This is a genomic window from Catenibacterium sp. co_0103 (assembly GCF_004168205.1).
In the GTDB taxonomy this organism is placed as follows: Bacteria; Bacillota_I; Bacilli_A; order Erysipelotrichales; family Coprobacillaceae; genus Catenibacterium; species Catenibacterium mitsuoka_A.
Genome location: NZ_RCYB01000061.1, coordinates 1 through 11978, shown reverse-complemented (window position 1 = coordinate 11978; position 11978 = coordinate 1). Strand labels below are relative to the sequence as shown.

Here is an 11978-nt window from a genome sequence, read left to right as displayed (position 1 = left end):
AAGTAATTCCATTAGAATCCTATCCATAATATTATCACTAATATCAACTGTATTATCTCTAGCAATACAAGTCTCATAAGTGATATGTTGGAAGTTTAAATCACTGACATGCTGGTCTGGTATTTTGTTGTTCTTACAATATTTCTGATTATGAATCAATGCAATATTGAACTGTTTACCTTTATCATAATGAATATTATCGATACCTCTATCCTTTAATTTAGAAACAATTAAATCAATCATCTTCTTAGATGAACTATCGTTCACACGGTCAATCAAATGAACACCTAAATCATTATATAGATTTCTTATATAATCCTGGGATAAGAAGTCTGAATATGTATTGGCCATCTGTTCATTATCTAAATCTATAGGATGTAATTGAATATAATCATTAAGATGTAAATCAACATCAATATAAAATTGATGCAACATACCACACTTAGAATTTTCAAACCCCTGTATATCATGAATATCTAAACTATTCACAAAGTCCTCTCTTTGTCTGCGATATACACTTCTTCTCACAAAACACTGATCTGTACTTAATGGTGTAAGGCATCGACGAAGTACATATCCTTCATTACTTTTGTAATATCTAGGCAGTTTTAAAATATCATTTCTATATTTGTCATTATACTCTAATACTTTAGATAAACGATGATAAGATTCACCCTCCATATGCACCATACATTCCTGCTTACTTGTTTCTGATTCAATCAAACTAATATGATATGCTAGAATACAATCTTTTCTAAAAGACTTCTGATTGAAACTGAAATATCTACCTGAGATGTTATTAAACTTCTGAGAGAATTCCATATTAGGCAACATATTGATCAACAATTGAGATAATTCAATCGGTGTTATACTTAAAGGATCCTTTATATCTAACGGTTCTACAATACTGCCTTTATCATATTGATTGACATGTGATTGAAGGTCTTCTGAACATACACTTCCTTTTTCAAATATAAGATAAACTGGACCTTTATATCTATAAAGTACAGCTAATACTGGAGATAATTGGTCTAGTTTTTCTAAGCTTCTTTTCAGAACACATTTTTCTTCATCTTTATCATCAGTTTGTTTTGGTTGTATTCTATAAAGGTCATAATCACGAATAATATGATCATAATGGATTTCAAGCTTTACTTTATTTGTTTTAATCATCTTTATATTCCTCCAAACACATTCTTATTTTATTAATTGCTTCTTGATTAGCATGGAATCCATCTTCTTCAAGTAGAGAAGGTATTTCAATGATTCTCGGAGATTCAATAATCTTATCTGATTTATTTTCATCAAATATATTAATAATGATTGCCTTTTCTCCACCTATTTCATCTAGCTTATCAATAATCTTCTTAGTCATTTTCTTAGAATCAAAGTTTGAATATCTCCAATGTTTTAAATCGATATAGACCTTACCACGTTTATAATCAAAACGTTCATATTCGTTTGGTTTAAGTTCATCTAGATCAATACCTAATTCTTTCTTTATAATAAAATGACCTACAAACTCTCCTAGTCTTCCCTTATAGATATTCTGGTATAAAACAGGTGATAACATATAATCATTTACTTCAAAACGAGTGGCATACTTATGTTTAACAAACTCCTCTCTTAAACCAGGATAATTCAACATCTTAGAAAGACGTGCATTTTCTTCACTAACTTCGTATATATGCTTGATTCGTTCAGATTCTTCATTATTTTGTAGTCTGAGCATGACTTCATCCTTAGATTGATTAAAGAAAACATCTGTATACTCAAAATCATTTTCACCTATGAAATAGTATTTATTCATTGGTTCAGATGAATGAACGTAATATTCCTTAACTATTTCATCATCCCTGTTAGAAATAGTAGGATGTTTTAAACATGTTTCACCCAATCTCTTATAGCGTTGTATTTGTTGTGATGTCCAATCTCCTGATAGTAATTCATATATATAGAACTTACCAGAACTAGAAATATGACTGGCTTCATTCTCAACATAATCATATACAGGAACATCTTCTTGTCTTTCTTTAGCATATTCTGCGAGTTTTATTGTTTCTGGTGAAAGTATTTCAGTTTCTAGTATTGATGTATCAAAACTATTCACGATATCTCTCGTAACTAGAATATGAATGACTTTATTCTTATTAAATGAACGAGATAAACGTCCTACTGCTTGAATGATCTGTTTTGTCTTAGAGAGACGTATACTTCTACAGCCTTTAAGTTCCGTATTAAATCCTTTCTCTTTTGGATTCTTTAATTTCTTATAGCCTGCAGAGATACATTTACTTAAGGTACGATGATCAATTTCATTATTCTCATATAAATTCTCCACTTCAATTAAGTAATGGAGTAAATCCTCTTCTTTAAATCCAGATTCAGTATCATAGAGATTGGTGATTACGTTCGTGATATCTCCTAAGAAGATTCCATCGAAATCCTTTTTCTTATTTCTTCCATCTTTTTTATTTGCGAAATCAGTTAAGTTAATCGTATCCAAGCCTTTAGGTAAGTCATATGCCATGTTTTGTCCTGCACCTATAGTAGCATATGCAGAAATCACAAAAATCTTTTTACCCTCTTTTAGAGATTTCAATATCTTCTCTTTATCCTCATCAAATGTTGCACCACTCTTTAATACGATATAATTCTTTTTATTTTCATCAACACCACACTCAATATTTACCAAACGAAATAGTTCCTTAAGTTTTAACAATCTAAGGTTACCTGTTTCTTTTGGTAAAGCATTATTTAAACATAAGAATGAATGAATATCTTTATGTGATACAAAGTATCTATAAGCTTGTGCTACCATCAAATATCTTTTAGCATAATAACCCTTCTTATCTGCCTCCATATCCTGAGTGAGAATCTTACAGACTTCATTTTGATGTTTAGGATCAGAAAATACTAATCCAATAGCTTCTTTTAAATTTTCATTATGATAATCTATCTCTTCTACCTTTACTTGAATTTCTCCCGTTTCATATTTCTCATTCAATAAAGAATATGTATCTTGGATTCTTTGGTGATCCTCTTCTTCAATAATATGAAAATCATCTTCTAGAGTTTCTTTAAGATACTTGAGTGAATAGTTTGACAATACAGAATCAATATTACATGTTGCACTTAATCCAATAACAGTGGCTTTTTTAGCTAACATAGCTAATATACATTCAGCACTTTTAATAAGATGCATATAATGGAAAGTTGTATTAAAGCCACTATCCTTCTTATTAGTAAATTCAAAAGAACGAATACCTCTATTATAATAATTATTCGTTTTCTTAAATTCATTCTTTGTTTTATTCACCTTCATTACAGGCTGAATATTAATATCATTATCAATATATGATATATCGGGATCAGATAATTTGAATAAATGATAAATAGATCGTACTGCCTCTTCATCATTAATTAGATCATCTTCTTCTGCTTTTAGATTCTTATCGTTTTTATGAGCTGAACCGAGTTTCTTAATATATCTCTTTACAGAAACCAAAAAATTACTCATCTCACCAATAATAGAGAATAAGCTATACACTTCACTACTTATTTTAGGTAATTCTTTTTTTCTCTCTTCGCTATCAAAGATTTTGATGGTCATTCTATTATGCTCCTCATCATAATAGACATAAGCTCTTTTCTTAGATAAACCATCAAAGCTTGCGTGGAATGTTGAATCACTCATCAAGAAATTACGGTTTTTAATTCCTGGGCAATAATAAGGCAGCTCATCATGATATTTGTTTCGTATCTTTAAAGCTTTTTTTCTTATATCTTTTAACTGCGAATCATTTTCAGGTACTAAATCCTTTACATCTTTAGGTGTATTATCCTCCCAATGAATAAATGGACTTGTAATGCGATAAACCATAGGAATCAAATCAACAGTTGAGCTTAAACTACTTTCTATAATAATATCGTTAATTTCATTCTTAGTTGCATCTACTTCATCAATAAAAAGAATACTATCGTTAATAATTTCAGATTCAGAGAATTTATACTTTTTCTTATAAATAGGATCAATTGAAGTAAAGAAACGCTTTACAGACATACAAATAATCTTATAGTCCTCAATAAACATAGCAGGATATAGAACACTAAGCCACGAATGAAGTGCCTTCATATCTTTCTTTCTATCATCTACATTCTTCTTTTTAAATTCAGCAGTCATTAGTTTACTTCTAACTTCTTTTCTAAACTTACTATCAGCTGATACTAGATCTTCTTGAGATTTTTGAAGCATTTCCGATGTGACATTCCTATTCTTAAATTCCTTTTGGAAATGTTTATAAATATCTAAACTTTTCTTTAAGTTTCTGTATGAATCTAAATCTTGAAATTCATCTGGAATATGAGCTTCATAAAAATGATGCACAATATTATCCACAACACTTTCTACACGTAATACATTTGTTTTATATTCATCTTCACCTAATGCATTTTTTAAATCATCCATTGGTAAGTTATTCAAATTATTTGTGATAAATATAAAGTGTTTATCAAACTTCCTGTAATTATTTTTCATCAACTGTACTGCACTATAAGATTTTGCAGAACCTGTTGGAGTATTCACAAAATACAATCCATTACTTCTTTGTTCGAATATTTTTTCTAATAGTTCTTTCATAAATTTTCACCCTCTAACTTATAGAATTCTTCTGCTCCTTTTACTTCTGTTAATTCACATTGTGATTTTATTATATTCAACGTTTCCTTAACTTCACTTTCTGATAGTTCCAAATTCGATCTCAAGTAAAATCTGATTTTTGATGCTCCTATAATATTATTTCCATTATTCAACTCAACAAGCTTCTCCATCATTACAGACATATCATCCTTTACTGGTTCTTTCTTAACAGCAGTGGGTTTAGTCATTGGTTTATTAAATAAGTAATCTGTTTGTCTTCTTAATAATTCTTTACTACTTATTGAGATTTCCCTGAATATTATCGGATATCCATGAGCCTTTAAATCTCTCACCATCTCATAATAATCAATGTCATTAGATACCAGTATGATTAACCTAGGATTATACTTACCAAACATATAACCAATATACATAGAGATTCTATTATCCACAAAGTTTGTTCCTACACTCTTAGTCTCTACGATATTGATATCATAACCTTCCAGCATATCCTTATATTCTTGTGCTGGTTTTGTGGTGTAATAACCACAGAACAAGTAATAGATATACTCTTTATGTAATAAGTCTGTAGGAATAGCTTGATAGTTTTCAAAATCAACTATGACTATAATCTTAGAATCTAGTGTTCTCTCTATTATTTCTGAGTGTTTCCTACTATGTGAAATAACACTTTTTTCATACAATGCATCAATAAGTTTATTCTGTTGTTCAATCATAATGAGCGCCTCCCTCTCTAATACTATTTTATCTTTTTTTAAAAATAAAAATTTTAGTTAACGTCTGACAACAGCGAATATTAGGCACTTAAATGTAACGTTTAAAAACATAAAAAGAATTACGATTTAAAGGTATTCTTATGAACTGTACTGTCTTGTTATTTAGATATCTCTCAGACCATATAGGTGTTACTTCACTTTTTAGTCGTAAATATTCTATTGATTTTCTACTTAATCTAGCATACAATCATATACATCAATGGCACTCGGTGCGGAAGAAAACTCACGATTTATGTCGTGGTTTTTTTCTTTGTCCTAGAACTCAAAAAAGAGATAGCTTTCGCTATCTCTCAGACCAATTAAGTATTATGATCTTTTCTTTCTCTTAAGTAACATAGCACCTGCTACTGTCATCATAGAGATCCAGCTTGCAATTGATGTTGCATCACCTGTCTTAGCTGGTTTCTTATCCTGAGTAGGATCTTTAGGTGTATCCTTACCTGTTTCAGGATCTTTTGGAGTTTCCTTATCTACTTCATTAAGTCCAATTACTTTTACAGTAAAGTCATGACTTGCAGTCTTTCCTTCTGCATCAGTTACAGTGATACTAACAATCACATCTGTATCCTTCTTAGGAGTTGTTACTTTACCATCTAATGAGATAATACCTTCAGGACTTACCTTAGTAATAATAATACTATAGCCTTCTGGTACTTCAGGAAGTACAAACTGTGTCTGTCCTTTAGAAACAACTGACTGTACCTTATTTCCTGCTAGTAAATCATCTAGGATATCCTGTGATGATGGTTTAGCTGGAGTAACTTCTACCTTCTTGAAGTTTGCTTTTAGAGTAGTGTTTGTAGTTGCTTCAAATGTATATGGGTTAGAAGTACTTACTTCTCTTCCATTTTCATCTGTCCAGTTCACAAATTCATAACCTTTGTTTGCTTTTGCTGTTACAGTCACATTTGAACCTTCTTCATAAATACCATCTTCTTTATCCATTTTGACAGTACCCATGTTCTGATCACTTTCTACTGCAACTGTATACTTCTTATTTTCAACAGTTACTTTTACAACTACTTTCAAGCCATCTGGGTTTACAACGCCTTCTGGTAATGTAAGAGTACCTTCTAATACATATGTACCACATTCATTAGCCTTATAAGATGCTTTATTCCATGTTACGTCTACTTTTTCTGTTTCATTGTTTTCTAATGTAATAGATACTTTGTTTGGTAAATTTAATGAATCAAATGAAGTACCTTTTACTACAGTAAGATCATCTAGCTTCTGGATATCTGTAATCTTTACATCTGCTTCAGAAGACTTTTCAAACTTCGCAATTAAAGCTGTATTACCCTTAACGTTGAATGTATATTCTGCTTTATCAGATACTTTTTCACCATTAGGACGATACCATCCTTTAAATACATAACCTCTATTAGGTGTTGCAGTAATAGTTACAGACTTACCTGCTTTAACTTCCTGACCACCACTTACTTTACCACCTTTTTCTGCTTCTACATAAACAGTATAAGTGTTATTAGTTACATCTTTATTCGCAATATTGAATTCAGAGATAGCTACCCATCCATCATTTGATTCAGATGCTACAAACTTGAATCCATATACATTCTGTGTATCAAAAGTAAATGTTTTTTCTGACTTGTTAGCATCAAATGTCTGATCTTTCGCAACTTCTACCCATTCACCATTCTTTTCAGTCTGGATATAAAGTGAAGCTTTAGTCACCTGGCCACTGTTAGAATCCTGACGTGGTGTGAATGATACCTGATTGATTTCATAAGCTTTATCAAATGAAATTTCTGTCCAAATACTTCCATCAGCACCCTTACCTGTACCTGGAGCACCAGATGTTGTTGGAACCTTATCTTTTGTAGCTTGTGACCAGTCTGAATGCCAGATTGTAGATGGCTTATTGTCAAATGCCATACCGATAATACCTTCACTCTGACCACCGTGAGCTGTTGGTGTTTCTGATTCAGCTTTACCAGTCCAAGAAGCTTTATTATAAAGATCTACTTCTGGTGCTTTTTCAGTTACTACTACGTTATCAATTACTGCAGAAACTGTTTCTGTCTTAGAACCAATTCTTTCTAATGGTAAGGCAAATGTTGAATGTGTGATATTGTCTTTCTTCACCATATCATTGTGAATAAACTTACCTTTTGCATCACATACATATTCACCATTAACATAAAGACTTGTCTTCTGCTGAGCTGTAGTGATTTCAATATTGACTGTCTTACCTACTGGTAATTCATAGTCAAAATAATAGTTATAAAGTTCTCTTGTGAATCCTAACTTACCATCTTCCATGATTCTGATATCATGTGTTCCATAGTTCGCATCTGATTCAAATAGGATATCTCCTGGTTTAGCAGGTTTGTTTAGTTTAATATCAAATGATAGCTTATTACCATTACCAAGTTCTTTAATTGGAGAAGTGACATAACTTACACCATCTTTTAATACTAATGCATTATCCTTGATTTCAGTATTCTTTCCTTCTTTAAGGTCACGTTTGTTTTCAGAACTATCCTTTAATCCGTTATTGAAATCATAGCTTTCATAGTTTTCACCCTTTTTATTTTCTTTGTAATAAGGGTTTGTATTAGGTCCTGTTCCCTTATCCTGAGCCACTTTAGCAAGAGCATCAGCACTGCCTTTTTCCTTACCAGTCGCAGCCCATGTCTTTTCTGCATAGAATGGTAATGCATCAAAGAAACGCCAATATAAATCAGATTCACTTAGACCTGATGCGCTCTTATCGATATTATCACTCCATAATGCGAATGCAGCACCTAACATCTGATCATCACCAGCAGGAACATACTTATAAGAACCACCTTTGACTCTTACTTTGTTTGCTTCAAACTGATTGAAGATTCTATTTACGTTTAATAAATCTCCATAGGCATTGGCACGTCCTTTGTTTCCATTTGGAACCATATAACCAAAGTCATCAATTGTATTAATAAGCTTATAGCCCATATCATACATTTCAATACCATCTGCCCAGTCAGCTGACCAAAGGTTCATTTCTACATTATCAATAGCTTCTCTCTTAATCTGAGTCACTGGATTATCTTTGATCCAAGTTAAACCACCCCACATACGTACTGTATTTGTTTCTTTTAGGTGAGGAACTAAATCATTAACGAATCCACGATATGCTGTGTAGTTTGATAAGAATTCATCTGCACCAATATGTACAGTTGTTTCTCCATCAAATACTGGATTAGCACCTTTTGTATAATCATCAAAGATTTCTTTGATCTTATCTTTTGTTTCTTTCTTAGAGACATCAAGATGGTCAATAAGTGGTCTATTTCTATTTAATGGTGATACCTTATTCTGAACCATTAATTCTGGCCATACTTTAGTAAATGAAGTGGCATGAGCTGGAACATCAATTTCAGGTACTACATTCATACCAAATGCTCTTTCACCCTGGATGAATTCTCTGAAGTCCTTCTTAGAAATAGAATAGTCTTTTGCAGTAGGTGTTTCACCTTTATCGTTAGATAATCCTGATTCTAGACGGAATGCTTCATAGGCTTTAAATGCTTCATTTTCATTATCACCTTTACCATATTGTTCTAAGAAGATATAGTTATCAGACAAATGAGTCTGTAAGTCATTCATCTTATAGTAACGCATTGTTCTTGCAACATCCTTCATCATATCTAATGAAACTGGTTTACGTGCTACATCGAATAAGAATCCACGTGTCTTGAAACGAGGATAGTCACGCATTTTACCAATCTTATAGCCTTCATTGTCTTCTTTATACATCTGAAGGATTGTCTGCATACCATACATGTTACCTGTTGTATGAACAGACGCAACATTGATACGGTCTTTCTGGATATCCATTGTATATCCTTCATCACCTAGAAGAGTATCTGGTGCTTTTAATTCAAAGTTGAATGCATTAGCCTGAGAAGCACCTTTTTTCACTGTAAGGTTAATACCTGTGAAATCTTTATAATCACGTACAAATTCATCTACAACAGCTTTTAACTTATCATCTGTATAAATCACTGTCTTTAATGAGTTAATAGAAATCTTTTCTGTTGAGTTTGAATGCCATTCCTGGATTTCTGGAATAACAGTAGGTTTTGTATTCTTATTTGCAGACTGTTCATTTATACCTTTTACAACATAGTCAATATCTGCAGTCTTCTTTTCTTTTCCAGTTTCAGTTTCTGTAACTACATAAGAGACCTTTACATTCTTATCAACTAATGGATGGACAATCTTACCATCTGCACCAATGATCTGTTCAAGATCTGCACCATTGATTCTTACAGTAAATCCTGCTGGTACAGCTGGCATATCTAATGTATTCACATCTGCTTCAATTGTCTTACTCTGAGATTCAATAGAAGAGACAACAGAGTTTAGAGTTGCTTTCTGTGCTGTTTGTTCATTAGAATAAACTTCCATTTCAGCAATACTTACGTTATTCCATGATGATGCTTCAGCAACAAAGTTACAAAGCTTTAATTCTTTTGCTTCAATAGGTTCATCGAACTTAACAACAACTTCGTTATTATAACCGTCACCTTTCTTTGTATTAGTAAAGCTCTTTGCAAGTTTTTCTACACCATCTTTATCTTTATATTTGATATCAAAGCTTTTTACGTTAGATGGCATTGGTGCTACATCTCTTTCAAAGAAATGAATCTTAAGTTCCTTAACGAGAGTCAATCCAGCAAATTTAGTATTGAGCCAGATCTTAGTAGTTGGAGTTTCATAATCACTTGCCCAGCGGTTTGATTTTTCTGTGCTTCCATCTTTTACTTTATCTGGACTGAGTGTATTAGCTTCACTACTTGATGCAGTGATTGTAGCATTTGCCATATGATTTTTATTAGGCGTAGCATCTGCTTTTTCTACAATCTTACTATAGACTTCAATTTCATTGATTCCAACATTCTTCCAGTTGATTGTACCTCCATCTGCAGAAAGTACAGTAACTTTTACTTTAGTCGCTTGATGATCTTTATCTAACTGAATGATTTCAGCTTGTTTAGCCTTAGAAGTCTTTTTATAAACTTCTACATATTTCCCGTTTTCTTCTAGTTCAATCTTATAGCCTAGAATATTCTGTGCATCATCAGTTCTTTCAAAATTGATATTAATCTGACGTACTGTCTTTTCTCCACCTAGATTAATTTCAATCCATTCATTGTCTGCCCTATTCTGTTCAGTTCCCCAGCGAGTCTTCATATCACCATCTACTGCTTTGCTTGGTGATGTAGAATCTACTTCATAATTACTTGCATTAACAGCACACCCTTTAGCAAGATTTAAGTTTTCTACAGCATAGACTGGTCTCACATCAACAAATGCAGCATTCGCAATCATGACAGTTGCAACTAATCCAATAACACCTTGTTTTTTGTTCATTATCCCTTTTCCTTTCTTTTCTATATAGGACCAACAAAAAAAGACCAAAGTACCCCTCTAAAAAAGAAGGTTTACTCTGGTCTTGCCTAATTCAATAGTAACAATCCTATACGTTTTTCGCACAGTGAAATGATAGCACTTACAATGTACTTATTCAAGTATTTTTTTAATTAATTGTCTTGTTTCAGGTAAATTATTTTTAAAACACTGTATTGGTAGAATATGCACTTTATCGAGGAGTATAATTATATATATAAATTATACATACAAGGAGGATTGAATTGTTATGGAATTAGGTTTAAAAGATCGTGTCGTAATCGTAACAGGAGCCGCTTCTGGTATTGGTAAAGCTATTGCAGAAGCATATGCAAAAGAAGGAGCAAAACTTGCATTAGCTGATTTAAATCTAGAAGGGTTGAATTCTTTAAAGACAGAACTAAAAGATAATGAAGTTTATGTTGAAAAAGTAGATGTTACAGACGAAAAGAACTGCAAAGATTTTATTAAAAATGTTGCTGAACATTTTGGAAAGATTGATGTTCTATGTAATAATGCAGGAACAGCTTTAATGGGTGATATTGCAACATTCCCTGAAGAAACATTCAGAAAACATGCAGAACTTATGATGTATGCACCAGTGAGATTAACTAATTTATGTATTCCTCATTTTAAGAAAAATGGCTGGGGAAGTGTTGTAAATACAGCTTCCATCTTTGGTAAACAGCCTGGAGGATTAATTAGTTATGATACTATTAAGGCTGCTGATATTATGATTACTAAAGATTATTCAAATTATTGTGCAGCATTTAATGTGAATGTAAATGCTGTGTGTCCTGGTCCTGTAGATACACCGTTATGGCATGCAGAAGGACAGTTAGGTGATCAATTAGCAGGTGCTACTGGTATGAGTCGTGATGAATCTATTGATTGGTTTGCTAAGACAAATATACCAATGGGTAGATATGCTAAACCTGAAGAAATTGCATCAGCTGCTGTATTCTTATCTAGTGAACCAGCACATTATATTACTGGTGTTGCCTTAAATGTTGACGGTGGCATGGTAAAGTGCATATAGTCAACTAATAATCTGTTATGAAATGACGATTGTCAAGTGGAAATAACACATTTCTTTGATTTTCGTTTTTCGTTTTCCGTTTTTT

The 11978-nt window shown here is 32.2% G+C and carries 5 protein-coding genes; 1 reads left to right on the top strand and 4 read right to left on the bottom strand.

Annotated features, from left to right (window positions below; genetic code table 11):
• The 4 genes from EAI80_RS09535 to EAI80_RS09520 form a co-directional block, all read right to left on the bottom strand.
• On the bottom strand, window positions 1-1173 hold a 1173-nt coding region (locus EAI80_RS09535), incomplete at its 3' end, for a hypothetical protein (RefSeq protein ID WP_129981829.1).
• Window positions 1166-4639 carry a hypothetical protein gene (locus tag EAI80_RS09530; protein WP_129981828.1) on the bottom strand — a complete coding sequence of 1158 codons (3474 nt, stop codon included), beginning with the start codon at window positions 4637-4639 and terminating at the stop codon, window positions 1166-1168. The genes EAI80_RS09535 and EAI80_RS09530, both read right to left, overlap by 8 nt.
• On the bottom strand, window positions 4636-5376 hold the full coding sequence (locus EAI80_RS09525; protein WP_129981827.1) for a PIN domain-containing protein: 741 nt from the start codon (window positions 5374-5376) through the stop codon (window positions 4636-4638). The genes EAI80_RS09530 and EAI80_RS09525 overlap by 4 nt, the downstream gene beginning before the upstream one ends.
• Window positions 5377-5742: 366 nt before the next feature.
• Window positions 5743-10818, bottom strand: coding sequence for a discoidin domain-containing protein (locus tag EAI80_RS09520; RefSeq protein ID WP_129981826.1), 5076 nt, complete (start codon window positions 10816-10818; stop codon window positions 5743-5745).
• 286 nt (window positions 10819-11104) lie between these two features.
• Between EAI80_RS09520 and EAI80_RS09515 the strand changes: the two genes are divergently transcribed.
• Window positions 11105-11893 (top strand): SDR family oxidoreductase, encoded by a 789-nt coding sequence (locus tag EAI80_RS09515; protein ID WP_129981825.1) that lies wholly within the window; start codon window positions 11105-11107, stop codon window positions 11891-11893.
• The last annotated feature ends 85 nt before the right edge of the window (window positions 11894-11978 follow it).

Bases quoted from the DNA above. Each gene is read 5' to 3' on its own strand.
- EAI80_RS09530 (WP_129981828.1), bottom strand. From the start codon at position 4,639: ATGAAAGAACTATTAGAAAAAATATTCGAACAAAGAAGTAATGGATTG.
- EAI80_RS09525 (WP_129981827.1), bottom strand. From the start codon at position 5,376: ATGATTGAACAACAGAATAAACTTATTGATGCATTGTATGAAAAAAGT.
- EAI80_RS09520 (WP_129981826.1), bottom strand. From the start codon at position 10,818: ATGAACAAAAAACAAGGTGTTATTGGATTAGTTGCAACTGTCATGATT.
- EAI80_RS09515 (WP_129981825.1), top strand. From the start codon at position 11,105: ATGGAATTAGGTTTAAAAGATCGTGTCGTAATCGTAACAGGAGCCGCT.